Source organism: Microbacterium jejuense (assembly GCF_039544225.1).
GTDB lineage: Bacteria > Actinomycetota > Actinomycetes > Actinomycetales > Microbacteriaceae > Microbacterium > Microbacterium jejuense.
In genome coordinates this window covers 256997-270907 of the sequence record NZ_BAABLG010000008.1, presented here as the reverse complement: position 1 = coordinate 270907, position 13911 = coordinate 256997, and the positions used below count along the sequence as shown (strand labels likewise).

At 72.5% G+C, this 13911-nt stretch carries 18 protein-coding genes; 8 read left to right on the top strand and 10 right to left on the bottom strand.

Annotation, left to right across the window (positions count from 1 at the left end):
* Nucleotides 1-15 precede the first annotated feature (15 nt).
* From ABEA46_RS13990 to ABEA46_RS13975, 4 genes are read left to right on the top strand one after another with little or no spacing between them, the layout of a single operon-like run.
* On the top strand, nt 16-645 hold the full coding sequence (locus ABEA46_RS13990; protein WP_345545161.1) for a TetR/AcrR family transcriptional regulator: 630 nt from the start codon (nt 16-18) through the stop codon (nt 643-645).
* Complete coding sequence (locus tag ABEA46_RS13985; protein ID WP_345545160.1) at nt 642-1577, top strand: protein kinase family protein; 936 nt, start codon at nt 642-644, stop codon at nt 1575-1577. Before ABEA46_RS13990 ends, ABEA46_RS13985 begins: the two co-directional genes overlap by 4 nt.
* A 3-nt stretch (nt 1578-1580) precedes the next feature.
* Entirely contained in the window at nt 1581-2318 is a 738-nt protein-coding gene (locus ABEA46_RS13980; protein ID WP_345545159.1) for a M23 family metallopeptidase, read from the top strand.
* Nucleotides 2319-2347: 29 nt separating this feature from the next.
* Nucleotides 2348-3181: an aldo/keto reductase gene (locus ABEA46_RS13975; protein WP_345545158.1), complete on the top strand. Its 834-nt coding sequence runs from the start codon at nt 2348-2350 to the stop codon at nt 3179-3181.
* Between the two features lie 39 nt (nt 3182-3220).
* Here the strand turns inward: ABEA46_RS13975 and ABEA46_RS13970 are convergent, their stop codons facing one another.
* Together ABEA46_RS13970 and ABEA46_RS13965 are read right to left on the bottom strand one after the other, a co-directional pair.
* The gene (locus ABEA46_RS13970) at nt 3221-3967 is read right to left on the bottom strand and encodes an SDR family oxidoreductase (RefSeq protein ID WP_345545157.1); all 747 of its coding nucleotides are present in this window, start codon (nt 3965-3967) and stop codon (nt 3221-3223) included.
* A 61-nt stretch (nt 3968-4028) separates the two neighbouring features.
* A complete protein-coding gene (locus ABEA46_RS13965) occupies nt 4029-4772 on the bottom strand; it encodes an SDR family oxidoreductase (RefSeq protein ID WP_345545156.1) in 744 nt (247 codons plus the stop codon).
* Nucleotides 4773-4835: 63 nt separating this feature from the next.
* On the opposite strand from ABEA46_RS13965, the gene ABEA46_RS13960 reads away from it, so the two are divergent.
* Entirely contained in the window at nt 4836-6959 is a 2124-nt protein-coding gene (locus ABEA46_RS13960) for a S9 family peptidase (protein ID WP_345545155.1), read from the top strand.
* 24 nt (nt 6960-6983) lie between these two features.
* Here ABEA46_RS13960 and ABEA46_RS13955 read toward each other — a convergent pair whose 3' ends face one another.
* Both ABEA46_RS13955 and ABEA46_RS13950 read right to left on the bottom strand, forming a co-directional pair.
* Entirely contained in the window at nt 6984-7169 is a 186-nt protein-coding gene (locus ABEA46_RS13955; RefSeq protein ID WP_345545154.1) for a DUF1918 domain-containing protein, read from the bottom strand.
* Nucleotides 7170-7234: 65 nt separating this feature from the next.
* Nucleotides 7235-7459: a hypothetical protein gene (locus tag ABEA46_RS13950; RefSeq protein WP_345545153.1), complete on the bottom strand. Its 225-nt coding sequence runs from the start codon at nt 7457-7459 to the stop codon at nt 7235-7237.
* 75 nt (nt 7460-7534) lie between these two features.
* On the opposite strand from ABEA46_RS13950, the gene ABEA46_RS13945 reads away from it, so the two are divergent.
* On the top strand, nt 7535-8452 hold the full coding sequence (locus ABEA46_RS13945) for an aldo/keto reductase (protein WP_345545152.1): 918 nt from the start codon (nt 7535-7537) through the stop codon (nt 8450-8452).
* Between the two features lie 27 nt (nt 8453-8479).
* Here the strand turns inward: ABEA46_RS13945 and ABEA46_RS13940 are convergent, their stop codons facing one another.
* From ABEA46_RS13940 to ABEA46_RS13930, 3 genes are all read right to left on the bottom strand, one after another.
* Entirely contained in the window at nt 8480-8896 is a 417-nt protein-coding gene (locus tag ABEA46_RS13940) for a VOC family protein (RefSeq protein WP_345545151.1), read from the bottom strand.
* Nucleotides 8897-9012: 116 nt separating this feature from the next.
* The gene (locus ABEA46_RS13935; RefSeq protein ID WP_345545150.1) at nt 9013-10023 is read right to left on the bottom strand and encodes a DNA-3-methyladenine glycosylase family protein; all 1011 of its coding nucleotides are present in this window, start codon (nt 10021-10023) and stop codon (nt 9013-9015) included.
* A 139-nt stretch (nt 10024-10162) separates the two neighbouring features.
* On the bottom strand, nt 10163-10903 hold the full coding sequence (locus ABEA46_RS13930) for a winged helix-turn-helix domain-containing protein (RefSeq protein WP_345545149.1): 741 nt from the start codon (nt 10901-10903) through the stop codon (nt 10163-10165).
* A 460-nt stretch (nt 10904-11363) separates the two neighbouring features.
* Here ABEA46_RS13930 and ABEA46_RS13925 point away from each other — a divergent pair, with 460 nt between their 5' ends.
* Both ABEA46_RS13925 and ABEA46_RS13920 read left to right on the top strand, forming a co-directional pair.
* Nucleotides 11364-11792 (top strand): PNPOx family protein, encoded by a 429-nt coding sequence (locus ABEA46_RS13925; protein ID WP_345545148.1) that lies wholly within the window; start codon nt 11364-11366, stop codon nt 11790-11792.
* A 59-nt stretch (nt 11793-11851) separates the two neighbouring features.
* Entirely contained in the window at nt 11852-12145 is a 294-nt protein-coding gene (locus ABEA46_RS13920; protein WP_345545147.1) for a GNAT family N-acetyltransferase, read from the top strand.
* Between the two features lie 20 nt (nt 12146-12165).
* Here the strand turns inward: ABEA46_RS13920 and ABEA46_RS13915 are convergent, their stop codons facing one another.
* The 3 genes from ABEA46_RS13915 to ABEA46_RS13905 form a co-directional block, all read right to left on the bottom strand.
* Nucleotides 12166-12402: a hypothetical protein gene (locus tag ABEA46_RS13915; RefSeq protein WP_345545146.1), complete on the bottom strand. Its 237-nt coding sequence runs from the start codon at nt 12400-12402 to the stop codon at nt 12166-12168.
* 106 nt (nt 12403-12508) lie between these two features.
* Nucleotides 12509-13243: an alpha/beta fold hydrolase gene (locus ABEA46_RS13910; protein WP_345545145.1), complete on the bottom strand. Its 735-nt coding sequence runs from the start codon at nt 13241-13243 to the stop codon at nt 12509-12511.
* A 1-nt stretch (nt 13244) separates the two neighbouring features.
* Entirely contained in the window at nt 13245-13805 is a 561-nt protein-coding gene (locus ABEA46_RS13905; RefSeq protein WP_345545144.1) for a hypothetical protein, read from the bottom strand.
* Nucleotides 13806-13911 lie beyond the last annotated feature (106 nt).

Sequence of the window (13911 nt, the reverse complement as noted above, 5' to 3'; positions counted from 1 at the left end):
TATGCTGGCGAGACCATGTCAAGCACAGTGCCCCGGCCCCGCACCCGCAAGGCCCCCGCCGAACGCGCCGCCGAGATCGTCGCCGCGGCCACCGCCGTCGCGCGCGAGCAGGGCCTCAGCGCCCTGACGCTGCGCGCCGTCGCCGAGCGCGCGGGCATCACCTCGGGCCTGGTCGCGCACTACCAGCCGTCGATGGACGACCTCGTCGCCCGCGTCTACACCGACCTCGTCGAAGAGGAGGTCCGCGACGTCGAACGCGTGGTCTCCGCAGCCCCCGACGCCCCGGCGCGGCTGGGCGCGCTCATCGACACGCTCATGGACGGCGCCCGTGACGAGCTCACCGTCGTGTGGGTCGAAGGGTGGGCGATGGCCCGCCGCAGCGACGCGCTCGCGCTCGCGGTGCGCGGCCAGATGCAGCGCTGGCAGGCTCTCGTCGAAGACATCGTCGCCGCGGGATGCCGCACCGGAGCCTTCTCGACGACCGAGCCCGGCGAGGTCGCGTGGGAGCTCATCGGCATGATCGACGGACTCAACGCCCAGTCCCTCGCCCGGGGCGCCGACACGACGCGCTTCGCCCGCCGCACCGCCCGCGCCGCCGAGGCGCTCGTCGGCGCGCGTCCCGGATCGATCCCGGTGAGCGCATGACCCGGCTCCGATGGCACGACATCCCCGCGCCGGTGCGGGCGCAGATCGGCGACGTCCTGGGGAGCCCGGTCGTCGAAGCAGTGTCGCAGTCCGGCGGCTATTCGCCGGGGTCCGCCGACCGCGTCGTGACCGCCTCCGGCCGCCGCGCGTTCGTCAAGGCAGCCAGCCCCGCCGTCAACGTCGACACCCCGCACATCCATCGGCGCGAGGCCGCCATCACCGCCAAACTGCCCGCCGTCGTCCCCGCCCCGACACTGCTGGGCGCCGTCGACGACGGCGACTGGATCGCCCTCGTGCTCGAGGACGTCGAGGGGCGGCATCCCGCCACTCCCTGGCAGCCGCGCGAGCTCGACGCAGTGCTCGATGCGCTGCAGCAGGTCGCGGAGGTCGAGCTTCCCGCCGACGTCCCGGTGATCGACGTCAGCGACGCGCTCGCCGGTGACGCCGACGCGTGGCGCAGCATCGACCTGGACGCCCTGCCGCCGATGCCGCGCGGCCTCGATGCGTGGGTGCGTGCGCAGTTCGACGGACTCGTGGATGCCGCCGCCCGCGGCGCCTCGGACGCCCGGGGCGACCGCCTCGTGCACTACGACACGCGGGCCGACAACCTGCTGATCCGCCCCGACGGGACGGTCGTGCTCGTGGACTGGCCGTGGGGCGCGCGCGGCGCCGGATGGTTCGATGCGCTGAGCCTGCTGATCAACGTGCGGTACTACGACCCTGCCGCCGACGTCGAGGGCCTGATCGCCCGGCATCCGGTGTACGACGGCATGCCCGCCGAGGCGGCGAGCAACGTGCTGGCGGGCTTCGCCGGCATGTTCCTGTCGTCGTCGCTGCGGCCGGACCCGCCTCGCATGCCGACACTGCGCACGTTCCAACGCGACCAGGCGATCGTGACCCTCGACTGGCTGCGGGAGCGCTGGCAGGGTTGAGCTGTGGGCGAGCTCGATGATCCGGTGGTCGTGGAGTTCCCCCTGCGCGGTGAGGGCTGGATGGCCGTGACGACCCCGGCCTCTCGCATCCCGAGCCACGGCGTCGATCTGCTGGGCCAGCGGTACGCGTACGACTTCGTGAAGGTCGACGACCGGAGCGGTGTGCCGGTGCACCCCGGCGCGCGGCTGCGCACGTCGACGATCGGCTGTCGCACCGACGGATGCTACGCCTGGGGCGCCGAGGTGCACGCCCCGTTCGACGCGGTCGTGGTCGCCGCGAGCGACGGCGCGCCGGAGCGGCGCTGGATCCATCCGGTGCGGGAGTTCGCGCGCATGACGTGGAACGGGCTCACGTTCCGTCCGTCGCGGATCCCGGCGATCCTCGGCAATCACGTCGTGCTGCGGGCGGGCGACGTGTACGCGGGCTTCGCGCACCTGCGGCCGGACAGCGTGATGGTGCGCGCGGGCGACACGGTGCGCGCAGGAGAGGTGATCGGCCGCGTCGGGCACACCGGCAACTCCACGTCGCCGCACCTGCACTTCCAGCTCATGGACTCCGCCGACCTGATGACCGCCCGCGGCATCCCCTGCGCGTTCGCCGCCTACGAGGTGCGCGACGACGACGGATCGTGGCGACGCGTCGGGCGCGGCATCCCCGGTTCCCGTGACCGGATCCGCGCTGTCGGCACCGGGGAAGAGGCCGCGACCGCGGATGCTTTCGACGTCGACGAACTGCCCTGACACCCGCGGCTCCGGGCCAGGATGGAGGCATGAGCCCGATCCCCACTGTGACCCTGAACGACGGCGCCTGGTTCCCCGAACTCGGCCTCGGCACCTACAACCTGCGCGGTGAGGAGGGGATCGCGGCGATGGCCGCCGCGATCCAGGCGGGCTACCGCCTGCTCGACACCGCGGTGAACTACGAGAACGAGCGCGAGGTCGGCGAGGCGGTGCGCCGCAGCGGTGCCGACCGCGACACGCTGATCGTGGCATCCAAGATCCCGGGTCGTCATCACGGGCGGCAGGGGGCCGTCGACAGCATCCGCGGATCGCTGGGGATGCTGGGCCTGGACCGCATCGACCTGGAGCTGATCCACTGGCCGAACCCCAGCGTCGGCAAGTACATCGACACGTGGCGCGGCATGATCGACGCGCAGCAGGAGGGGCTCGTCCGCTCCATCGGCGTCTCGAACTTCACGGAGCAGATGATCACCGAGCTGATCGAGGCGACCGGGGTCGTCCCGGCCGTGAACCAGGTCGAGCTGCACCCGTACTTCCCGCAGGAGGCGCTGCGCGCCTTCCACGCCGCGCACGGGATCCGCACCGAGAGCTGGAGCCCGCTCGCGCACCGCACCGAGCTGCTCACCGAGCAGATCCTGCAGGAGCTCGCCGTCGTCCACGACGTCACGCCCACGCAGGTGGTGCTGCGCTGGCATACGCAGCTGGGCAGCACGCCCATCCCGAAGTCGGCCGATCCGGACCGTCAGCGCGAGAACGCCGACGTGTTCGGCTTCACGCTCACGGACGACCAGCTGGCGGCGATCAGCGCCCTCGAGCGCGGACGCCTGTGGGACGGTGACCCCCTCACGCACGAAGAGATGTGAAGGGATGCCGCACCCGGCCGGGTGCGGCATCCCTCCGCCTCAGGCGTCGGGCAGAGCGGCCAGCCACTCGGCGAACGTCTGGGTGCCGAGCCGGGCGTCGGGGCCGGGGAGCAGCGCACCCGAGCGGAAGGCGCGGCCGAGGGTGCCGGGCATGTCGATAGCCGGCAGCGGACCGTGATGGCCGATGGCGCGCGCGTAACGCCGCACGATGTCGGCGAGGCTCTCTTCGCGGGGCCCGCCGAAGTCGGTCGCGCGGCCCACCGGCTCGCCCTCGGCGAGGTCGACCAGCAGCGCGGCGACCTCGTGCAGTGACACCGGCTGCACGCGACCGGTCGGCGCGACATGCGCGCCGGCGTGCGTGCGGTGGTACATCATCGCGGCGTACTCGTGGAACTGCGTCGTGCGCTGGATCGTCCAGGGCACGTCGCCCGCGGCGATGAGTCGCTCCTGCGCGAGCTTGCCGGCGTAGTAGCCGTCGGGAGCTGCGTCGGCGTTCACGATCGTGAGGGCGAGGTGATGCGTGACGCCGGCGGCGCGCTCGGCGGCCAGCAGATGCGTCGTCGCGCCCGCGAAGAACGACACCGAGACCTCGGGCTTCGGCGTCGTGATGTTCGACACGTCGATCACCGTGTCGACGCCGTCCAGGCGCCCGTCCAGACCCGCACCGCTGACCAGATCGACGCCGCCGCCTCGCGAGAGCAGCACGACCTCGTGACCGCGGCCGCGTGCGACAGCCTCGACGTGCGTCCCTGTCATCCCCGTGCCGCCGGCGATCGCGAATCTCATGATGGCTCCCTGTTTTGCCCCCATCGTGGCCAAGCCCGCGCAGCCGCGCAAACGGATGACGTCATGCGAGTTCGGCGAGCCACTCCTCGAAGGTCTGGGTGCCGAGCACGGCGCCGGCGCCGGGCAGTGCGAGACCGGCGCGCATGGCCTTCAGCTGCGCGCCGGGCAGGCTCACCGAGGGGATCCAGCCGTGATACCCGGTGTGCCGCGCGTACCGCGTGACCATGTCGTCGAGGCGCTCTTCGCGCGGCCCGGCGAAGTCCGCCGAGCGCCCCTCGGGCGCGCCCTGGGCGAGCGCCGCGAGTCGCGCGCCCACCTCTCGTGCGGCGACGGGCTGGACGCGTGCGCGCACGGCGAGATGCAGCGGCCCGATCCTGCCCCGGGCGAACATCTGGCCCGCGAACTCGTGGAACTGCGTCGCCCGCAGGATCGTCCAGGGAACGGGCGACGACTCCACGACCCGCTCCTGCGCGAGTTTTCCCGCGTAGTAGTCGTGCGCCATCCGATCGATCCCCACGATCGACAGCGCGACGAGGTGTCGCACGCCCGCGCGCACCGACGCGGCGGCGAGGTTGCCGGTCGCCCTCTGGAAGAAGCTCGTCGCCTTCTCGGCCGAGAGCGTCTCGATGTTCGCGGTGTCGACGACGGCGTCGACGCCCACCAGCGCCGCTTCGAGCCCTGTTCCGGTCAGGAGGTCGACGCCCGTGCCGCGGCTCAGCACGACCGGCTCGTCGCCGTTCGCGCGCACCGCCTCGACGACGTGGCGTCCGACGACGCCCGTTCCTCCGGCCACCGCGATCCTCATGACGGACTCCTCTCCCGCTGCCGCTCCCCATCATGCTCCTGGCACCGCGGGTACGGTGGACGCATGGCGTCCCCCACTCCGTTCGATTCGCTGACCGATTACATCGCGCTTCCCCGGGTGGAGGCGCTCGCGCTGTCGCCCGACGGGCAGACGGCGGTGCTCACCGTCGCGGTGCTGAAGAAGGACGCCACCGGCTACGAGCGCTCGCTGTGGGCGGTGCCCGCCGACGGCACCGGCGCGCCGCGCCGCCTCACGCGCTCGGCCAAGGGCGAGGCGGGCGCCGCGTTCACCGCCGACGGCGACATCCTGTTCGTCTCGGCGCGACCCGACGCCGAGAGCGACGCCGACGACGAATCCGGCCAGCTGTGGCTGCTTCCCGCGGGCGGCGGTGAGGCGCGTGCCGTCACGCGGCTCGCGGGCGGTGTCGACGGCATCGCGGCCACGGCCGCGGCCGGTGGACGACTCGTGCTGGCGGCATCCCTGCTTCCTTCCTGCGACACGATCGAGGCCGATGCGGCGCTGCGCGCCAAGCGCAAGGAGAAGAAGGTCTCGGCGATCCTGCACGACACGTACCCGGTGCGGTACTGGGACCACGACCTGGGGCCGGCCGCGCCGCACCTGTTCGCGCTCGACCTCGACGGCCTGCAGGACTCGCTGGCGGCGATCGTCGCCGAAGAGCCGGTGGATGCCGCGGCCGTCGCCGACGCGTCGTCCGGCGATGCTTCGCCCGGTGCCGACCCGAAGCCGTACCCGTCGACGCTGCCGCGCCCGCGTGACCTCACGCCCCGGCCCGGCCGCACCCTCGACCACGCCGAGGCCGCCCTCACCCCGGACGCCTCGGTGCTCATCGTGTCGCTGGAGCGCCGTGAGCAGCGCGCCGGGCGCCGCGTGCTGGTGTCGATCGACACCCGCACCGGGGAGCGCACGGACCTGTTCGACGAGGTCGACGTCGACTTCGAGATGCCCGCCGTGAGCCACGACGGCACGCGGATCGCCTACCTGCGCACGATCAAGAGCACGCCGGCCGGACCGACCGACTGCGAGGTCTGGGTCGCCGGCATCGACGGTTCGTCACCGCAGCGCATCGCGGAGCACTGGGACCGCTGGGCGTCCTCGCTCGCGTTCGACGCCGACGACGATGCGGTCATCGCGACGGCCGACGACGACGGCCGCGGGCCCGTTTTCCGCCTGCCACTCGACGGTGCCGCACCGGAGCCGCTGACCCACGACGACTTCACCTACACGCACGTCGTCGTGGACCGCAGCGGGGGCGGACTGGTCGCCCTGCGCTCGTCGTGGGTCGTGCCGCCGCATCCCGTGCGCATCGCCCGCGACGGCACCGTCACCCCGCTGGTCACGCCCGCCGCCGCGCCGGCCGCGCCGGGCACGATCACCGAGGTCGAGACGACAGCCGAGGACGGCGCCCGCGTCCGCGGCTGGCTGCTGCTGCCCGAGGGGGCCTCGGCGACGGCTCCCGCGCCCCTGCTGCTGTGGATCCACGGTGGCCCGCTCAACAGCTGGAACGCCTGGAGCTGGCGCTGGGCGCCGCTGCTCGCGGTCGCCCGCGGGTACGCCGTGCTGCTGCCCGACCCCGCACTGTCGACCGGCTACGGGCTCGAGTTCATCGCGCGCGGCTGGAACAGCTGGGGTGCGAAGCCCTACACCGACCTGCTGGCGATCACCGACGCCGCCGAGGCGCGCGACGACATCGACGCCGAGCGCACCGCCGCGATGGGAGGGTCGTTCGGCGGGTACATGGCCAACTGGGTCGCCGGGCACACCGGCCGCTTCCGTGCGATCGTGACGCACGCGAGCCTGTGGGCGCTCGACCAGTTCGCGGGCACGACCGACAGCTCGGAGTATTGGCAGCGCATCTTCACGCCCGAGGCGATGATCGAGCACTCGCCGCACCGGTTCGTCGGCGACATCCGCACGCCCCTGCTCGTCGTGCACGGCGACAAGGACTACCGCGTGCCGATCGGCGAGGGGCTGCGGCTGTGGTCCGAGCTCGCCGAGCACCACGCCGACGCCGAGGGCCGCATGGCGCACCGCTTCCTGTACTTCCCGGACGAGGACCATTGGGTGCTGAAGCCCCAGCACGCGATCGTCTGGTACGAGACGGTGTTCGCGTTCCTGGCCGAGCACGTGCGAGGCGCCGAGGCGACTCGCCCGGAGCTGCTCGGCTGAGCGCGGCCCGGCCACCGGCCGGGTTCAGTGGGCGTGACGGATTTCGCAGTCGCTGCCCGGCGACAGGATCGCCTCGTGGCCGTCGTCGAAGCGCACCACCAGCAGCGGGTTCTCATCGCTGCCGCGGACCTCGACGACCTCTCCGGCGCGCTCGGTGGCACCGACGACACGACCGTGGATGATCACGCGATCGCCGACGTTCGCTTGCATGCGGATCACCTCCTGGCGCTCACGATACGTCGCGACGGCGGCCAGGGATAGACCGTCGCGCGCCGCTACAGCTGCGCGCCGTCGTCGTCGCGGTTCTCCAGGCCCACGTTGCGGCCGCGCCAGGACTCGTACGCCATGAGCCAGCCGATCGACACGGCCGCCGCGAGCACGACGCCCAGCAGCACGTTGCCCCAGATGAGGCCGAAGACGATCCCCAGCGTGAACATCAGGGCGGTGCCGAAGGCCCAGCCGGAATGCCCGCGGGTCCAGCCCTTGCGCGTCGTGGTCATGCCGCCAGCCTAGAGCCGCCACGGCGGCGCGCGGTCGATAGGTTGGAAGGCAGACCCCCACACGGAACGGATGCCATGACCCTCAACGTCAGCCCGCTCACCCTCGGCACGTCCGGCCTCGGCCGCGACACCGAACCCGGATCCGCCGACGAAGAGGCGGCTGTCGAGTTCGCCGAGCGCCTGTTCGCGAGCACGCACGCCTTCGTCGACACGTCGAACAACTACGCGGGCGGGCGGTCCGAGTCCGTCCTCGGCCTGGCGATGGCCCGGGTGGGTGCCGATGCCGCGACGCGCGTGATCTCGAAGGTCGACTGCGAGCCCGGCACCGGCGTGTTCGACCGCGACCGCGTGCTGCGCTCGTTCGACGAGACGACCGCCCGGCTCGGTGTGGACCGGCTGCCGCTGCTGCACCTGCACGACCCGTACACGGTGACCTTCGACGAGGCGATGGGCCGTGGCGGTGCGGTCGAGGGCCTGATCGAACTGCGCGAGTCCGGCCGCGTCGATGCCATCGGCGTCGCCGCCGGACCGGTGCCGCTCATGGCCCGCTACGTCGAGACCGGCGTGTTCGATGCGGTGCTCATCCACAACCGCCTGACAGTCGTCGACCGCTCGGCCGAGCCGGTGTTCGTCGACGCCCGCGAGCGCGGCATGACGGTGTTCAACGCAGCGCCGTTCGGTGCCGGCATCCTCGCCACAGGACCCCGCGAGGGCGCGATGTACGCGTATCGCCCCGCGACGCCGCAGCTGCAGGAATGGGTGTCGCAGCTGCAGCGGGTGTGTGTGGCGCACGGCGTCACGCTCCCGGGCGTCGCACTGCACTTCTCGCTGCGCTCGCCGCTCGTCGACACCACCGTGGTCGGGGTGTCGTCTGCCGCACGGCTGGCTCAGCTCGACGAGCTCGCCGCGATGCCGATCCCCGACGGGGTGTGGGCCGAGCTCGACGAACTCGGCCCGGCCCCGTCGGCGATCGACGACAGCGCGTACCTCTGACGACCGTCGCTCCGACGGCCGCGCGGCTCAGGCCTGGGCGGCGTTCAGAGCGACCATCCAGTCGATGCCGAACCGGTCGGTCAGCATGCCGAACTTGCCGCCCCACGGCGGAGTGTCGAACGGCATGGTGACCGTGCCGCCGTCGGCGAGCTTGTCCCAGAACCCCTGCAGGGAGGACTCCTCGTCACCGCTCACCGACACCGAGATGCCCGCAGGCTTCTCGTAGTTCATCCCGGTCGGGGTGTCGGAGCCCATCAGCACGAAGCCGTCGGGGCTCGTGAGCTGCGCGTGCATGACGAGGTCGTTCTCGGCGGGATCCTGCACCATGCCGTCGAACTGGCCGAACGTCGAGATGTCGAGGTCGCCGCCGAACACGCTCTGGTAGAAGGTCATGGCCTCACGGGCCTGGTCGCGGAAGGAGAGATAAGGGTTGAGGCTGGGCATGTCGAACTCCTGAGAAGGATCAGTGGATGCCGCGCCCGGCCGCGTGGCGCGTACCAGTGTGCTCGCCCCCTCCGACATCGACAAGGGGCCGCGGTGAACGCCTCGTGACCTCGGCCTCAGCGGTCGCGGTGGTCCTCGGGATGCAGGCGCGGAGCGCGCCGGGGCTCGATGACGCCGCTCGCGCCGATCAGCCGGATGACGCGCTGACGGTGACCCGGCCACGCGGCCAGGAGCCGCAGCATCCCGTCGTCGTCGGTGCGTTCGCCCTCGAGCGCGTACCCGACGTGATGCGCGAGGTGGAAGTCGCCGACGCTCACCGCGTCGGCGTCGCCGAGGGCGCGGATGCGGGTCTCTGCCGAGGTCCACGGACCGATCCCGGGCTGACTGACGAGCACGCGGTCGACCGCCTCGCCGTCCTCGGCGCCCAGCACGGCGCGCACGATGGCGTCACCGCGGCGCGCGGCGCGCACGACGGTCTTCGACTGCGGCGGCTCGAGGCCGGCACGATGCCACACCCAGGACGGCACGTGCTGCCAGCCGTCGATGGTCGGCGGTGCGAACATCGGCTGGGGCGTGGGGCCGGGTGCGCGCTCGCCGCACCACGTGACGACGCGGCGCCACGCGCCGAACGCCTGCATGCCGGTGACCTTCTGCTCGAAGATCGCGCTGGCGAGCGCGTCGAAGACCAGGTCGGTGCGCGAGAGACGCAGTCCGGGATTGCGGCGGTGCGCGTCGGCGATCAACGGATGCCGCGACGCGTCAAATCCCGACGGGTCGTCGCCGGCGCCGCACAGCGCCGGCAGCTGTGCCAGCGCCCACTCGCGACCGGGACCCCAGGCGGCGCCCCGCACGACGCCGGGATGGGTCTCGCGGATCGCCAGGGTCGCGACACCGGCGGGCGTGCGGCTCGCGCGCCAGATCACCGAGCCCGACACCGTCATCGTCGGGTCGCCGGCACCGTGCCGCTGGTACAGCACGGTGCGCCGCAGATCCAGCGGATGCCGCGGCCGGTACTCGGCCTCGAGCGGGCGCTCCGGTGCGGGTCGCGGGTCGCGGGTCGTGCTCTCGCGCGCCTGGAAGCGCTCGGCATCCCTCGTGCGAGGGATGCGAGAGAGCGACGTGGTCATGCCGCCCACCCTACGCCGGGACCACCGACATCCCGCCGCCGGAGCGGCCGGGACGCGGCATCCGCTCTCCCGGGGTGTCGAACCGTCTCACCTGGTCGCTGCGCAGAGTCCGCAGCAGCGATACGCGACGGCTCGCGCGTCAGAAGCGGTCCGGCGACGGCGTGCCGTGGCCGTAGCGGATCACGACGTCGGCGTGGCGGTCGAAGCGATAGCCGACACCGCGGACGGTGCGGACGATGTCCTCGTAGCGGCCGAGCTTGGCGCGCAGACGACGGACGTGCACGTCGATCGTGCGCTCGCCCGGAGCGTCCTCGTCGGTGGCGCCCTGCCACAGCGACGTCACGAGCTCGGTGCGCTCGATCGTGCGGCCCTCGCGCAGCACCAGGTACTGCAGCAGCTCGAACTCCTTGAACGTGAAGGCGGCCGACTCACCGTCGATGAGGACGCGCTTGCGCGAGATGTCGACGACGACGCCGCCGGCGCTGTGCTCCTCGTCCTCCGGCTCCTCCTGCTTGGTGCGGGCGATCGCCGACGGCTCGTGCAGCGCGAGGCGCACGACGTCGACGTCGCGTCCGCCCGAGCCGACCGGGGCGAGGGCCACCGTGGCGTAGGTCTCGGCGGTCGGCGCGAGGTCGGCGAGCGTACGGCGCAGCGCGTCGACGAGCACGCCGAGGCTGACACCGTTCGCGGCGGCCTTGGCCTCGTCGATGCCGACGTACAGCGCGAAGCCGCGCGGCGCGGTGCCGGCGGGAAGGGCGCGTCCGGCCGGCTGCGCCGGTTCGGGATCGGCGGGGGCCTCGACGCGGGCGGGGTGGTTCACGGCACGGAGGTGGCGGACGGGAGCGGTGGCGGGACGGTCGAGGAGTGCGGTGGTCGACATGATGATGGTCCTTGCGGAAGGAACCCGTATGACGGTGCCGGGTTCGGATGTGCTGCGGCCCTGATCGGCCGGGAGCCCAGAGAGGGCGGGTGCCCGACGTTGGGCGGTGTGCGAAGCGGATCCGGGTGCGCGTGATCGACGCACAAGACCGGTGCTTCGGGGGACTCCATGCGATCCGTGTTCAGAAGCGGAGAAGGAATCCGACGGGGGTCACCGTGCTAGTGGCACATTCGACAACACATGACAGCGCGGCCGGCCATCATCATGCCGGCAGTCCTGTTCGCCTCCCAGGCGGACAGAGAAAGCGCGTTGTCAGTCATGAGGCCGATTATGACCGACTTTGTCGGAATACGTCAAATCGCTCGGATGCCGCGGCTCGATCGTGTCGGAATGTGACAGATTGCTCAGCCTCGGGCGCGCGGTACGGCGCGTCGACGGTCGACGGAGTTTACTGAGGCTCGTGGCATCCCGACCCGGACCGCTGAAACGGTGGTGGCTGGACCTCATCCAGCGCCGCCTCAACCCCTGGACCCTCGACCTCGCGCGCGCCGGCAAGGGGCCGTTCTCGCTCGTCCGGCACGTGGGGAGGAAGAGCGGGCGCACCTTCGAGACGCCTGTCATGCTGGCCGCCGTCGCCGAAGGGCTGATCGCCGAGCTGACCTACGGGCCGCAGGTGAACTGGTACCGCAACATCGTGGCCGGCGGGGGAGAGGTCCTGCACCGGCGGCGCTGGTATCGCATCGCCGCCGTCGAACCGTATCCGGCCGACGCGGGGCGCCGCGCGTTCGGGCGTGGGCCCCGCGTCGTGCTGACGATCCTGCGGCGGCACGAGTTCCGGCTGCTGCGCGTCGAGCCGATCGACGGGCCGAGCGCCCCGTCTGCTGAGTGATCGCCGCGACATCCGCCGAGGTGCGTCCCGGCGCGTCCGGCCGGGCGTACCCTGTGCGGGTGAACGAGCTGCGTTTCGCGAACGAGCCGGACGCCTCGCGGTACACCCTGCACCGCGGCGACGACCTCGTGAGCATCCTTGACTACCGCGACGACGGCCGGACCGTCGCCATGACCCGTGCGTACACCGTCCCCACCTTCCGCGGGCACGGCTACGCCGGAGAGCTGGTCGGCCGGGCGGTGGCGGAGCTGGAGAGCAGCGGCGACCGGAAGGTGCTTCCGGTGTGCTGGTACGTCTCCGACTGGTTCGACGAGAACCCGTCGCACCGCGGCATCCTCAACCCGCGCGCCTGAGCGCGCCCGACGCGCCGGGCTCAGGCCATCGCGCAGGCGGCGGACTCTTCGTGCGCATGCACCCCGATCGGCCGCGGCCAGGCCGCACGCGGCGCGCGTGCCGGCGCCATGTCCGTCGCGCGGCTCGGCGTGACGGTGCTGAGGGGCGTCGGGGCGACAGCGGAGCGCTCGCGGATCGAGGCGAGGATCAGGCGCTCCTGCTCGCGCGTGCGGGTGTCGTGGTGGTACTGCTGTTCGGCGGCGAATACAGCGAACATGGTTTCCTCCGTTGGTTCGACATAGCAAACCTACGAGGGGGTTCCGACATTGCCGGGTGGCTCCGGGATGGCAGGAATCCGACGTCACCAGGCAGCCGCGCCGGCCTCACCGGCCGTCGTGCGCGAACGCGCGGATCAGCCGCGCGGCCGGTGCGGCATCCCTGATCATCGTCTCGTGACCGTGCCCCGCGATCTCGACGAGCCGCCCGTCCGGGAGCTCGTCGGCCACGCGCCGGCACCACGCGTGGGGCGCGACGAGGTCGTCCTCGCCGCGGATCACGAGGGCAGCCGCGTGCGCGCGACGCAGGACCCTCTCGGGGCGGTGCACGAGCATCGCCCGGAACTTGGCGCGCAGCCGCGGACCCGCGCGCACGTACTCCCGCGCGCCGCGGCCGATCACGCGGGGACTCTCGACGGCGATGTCGCGCAGCAGGCGCCAGAGCTGACGCGGCGCCGTGCGTGCCGACGGATCGACAGTCGGGCCGACGAGGACGAACCGATCGACGGTCGAGGGATGCCGCACCGCGACCTCGAGGGCCACCTGGGCGCCCATGGAATGCCCCACGAGCACGGCCGGTCGCCCCACGCGCTCGCGGAGGAAGGCCGCGACCAGGTCTGCGGTCCGTTCCACCGTGAGCACGCGCACGGGCTCGGGCGCCTCGCCGTAGCCGGGAAGATCGACGGTGACGACTTCGCCGTCGTGCAGCTGCCGGACCAGCTCGCGGAACACGCTGCGGCCCATTCCGATGCCGTGCACGAGGACGTACACCGGCCCGCCGTCCCCGGTGCGCTCGACGATCATCGTGGCGCCCGCGTGTGCGAACCGCTCCACGGACGGCATGTCAGGCGGCGCCCGGCTGATCGCGCAGGCCGACGCGATCGGGGATGTCGAAGCGCACGCCGGGGAGCCACGCCGACGGGTCCGGCCAGGGTCGCGACGTCGGCAGGGCTCGCAGCCGCGCGCGCACTGCGGCGCCCGACGCCTCGATGGGCAGCACGCGCGACGGGGCGTGATGGGCCAGCGCGCCCAGCCACCAATGGCGCCACGTGCCCTCGATCGCCTCGGGCCCCGCGACGAGGTAGTAGTCGGGCATGACGGCCTCGCCGGCCGCGAACAGCGACAGCAGCGCCTCGACCTCGGCGTCGAGCGAGCCCAGCGTCGCGCGCTCCTCGTAAAGCTCCACCCATGCCGCCGCGACATGCACGAGCGGATCCGCGTCGTGCACGACGTACGGCAGCGAGACCGAGGCGACCAGGTGCGCGGCGGCGGCCGGGTCGGCGTCGCGCAGCGAGAGGGCGACGAGGGCCGGGACATCGGCCAGGCCGGACAGGAGCTCGTCGCTGTCGGCGCCGACGAGGGCGACGACGGTGGCCAGCGGGGCCGGATCCGGGGTGAGCGCCATGTTCCACGATACGTCCGGTCCGCGTGCGGAGGGCGGCGCACCGCCGGTCCTGCGCACGCCGACGACGGGCGAGCCGGCGTTCCGCGAGACCGCGGCCAGCCTCGAC

Coding starts and splice junctions, on each gene's coding strand:
- ABEA46_RS13905 (WP_345545144.1), bottom strand. CDS start 13,805: ATGGCGCTCACCCCGGATCCGGCCCCGCTGGCCACCGTCGTCGCCCTC.
- ABEA46_RS13935 (WP_345545150.1), bottom strand. CDS start 10,023: ATGACCACGTCGCTCTCTCGCATCCCTCGCACGAGGGATGCCGAGCGC.
- ABEA46_RS13985 (WP_345545160.1), top strand. CDS start 642: ATGACCCGGCTCCGATGGCACGACATCCCCGCGCCGGTGCGGGCGCAG.
- ABEA46_RS13940 (WP_345545151.1), bottom strand. CDS start 8,896: ATGCCCAGCCTCAACCCTTATCTCTCCTTCCGCGACCAGGCCCGTGAG.
- ABEA46_RS13930 (WP_345545149.1), bottom strand. CDS start 10,903: ATGTCGACCACCGCACTCCTCGACCGTCCCGCCACCGCTCCCGTCCGC.
- ABEA46_RS13960 (WP_345545155.1), top strand. CDS start 4,836: ATGGCGTCCCCCACTCCGTTCGATTCGCTGACCGATTACATCGCGCTT.
- ABEA46_RS13975 (WP_345545158.1), top strand. CDS start 2,348: ATGAGCCCGATCCCCACTGTGACCCTGAACGACGGCGCCTGGTTCCCC.
- ABEA46_RS13950 (WP_345545153.1), bottom strand. CDS start 7,459: ATGACCACGACGCGCAAGGGCTGGACCCGCGGGCATTCCGGCTGGGCC.
- ABEA46_RS13970 (WP_345545157.1), bottom strand. CDS start 3,967: ATGAGATTCGCGATCGCCGGCGGCACGGGGATGACAGGGACGCACGTC.
- ABEA46_RS13945 (WP_345545152.1), top strand. CDS start 7,535: ATGACCCTCAACGTCAGCCCGCTCACCCTCGGCACGTCCGGCCTCGGC.
- ABEA46_RS13955 (WP_345545154.1), bottom strand. CDS start 7,169: ATGCAAGCGAACGTCGGCGATCGCGTGATCATCCACGGTCGTGTCGTC.
- ABEA46_RS13915 (WP_345545146.1), bottom strand. CDS start 12,402: ATGTTCGCTGTATTCGCCGCCGAACAGCAGTACCACCACGACACCCGC.
- ABEA46_RS13965 (WP_345545156.1), bottom strand. CDS start 4,772: ATGAGGATCGCGGTGGCCGGAGGAACGGGCGTCGTCGGACGCCACGTC.
- ABEA46_RS13910 (WP_345545145.1), bottom strand. CDS start 13,243: ATGCCGTCCGTGGAGCGGTTCGCACACGCGGGCGCCACGATGATCGTC.
- ABEA46_RS13990 (WP_345545161.1), top strand. CDS start 16: ATGTCAAGCACAGTGCCCCGGCCCCGCACCCGCAAGGCCCCCGCCGAA.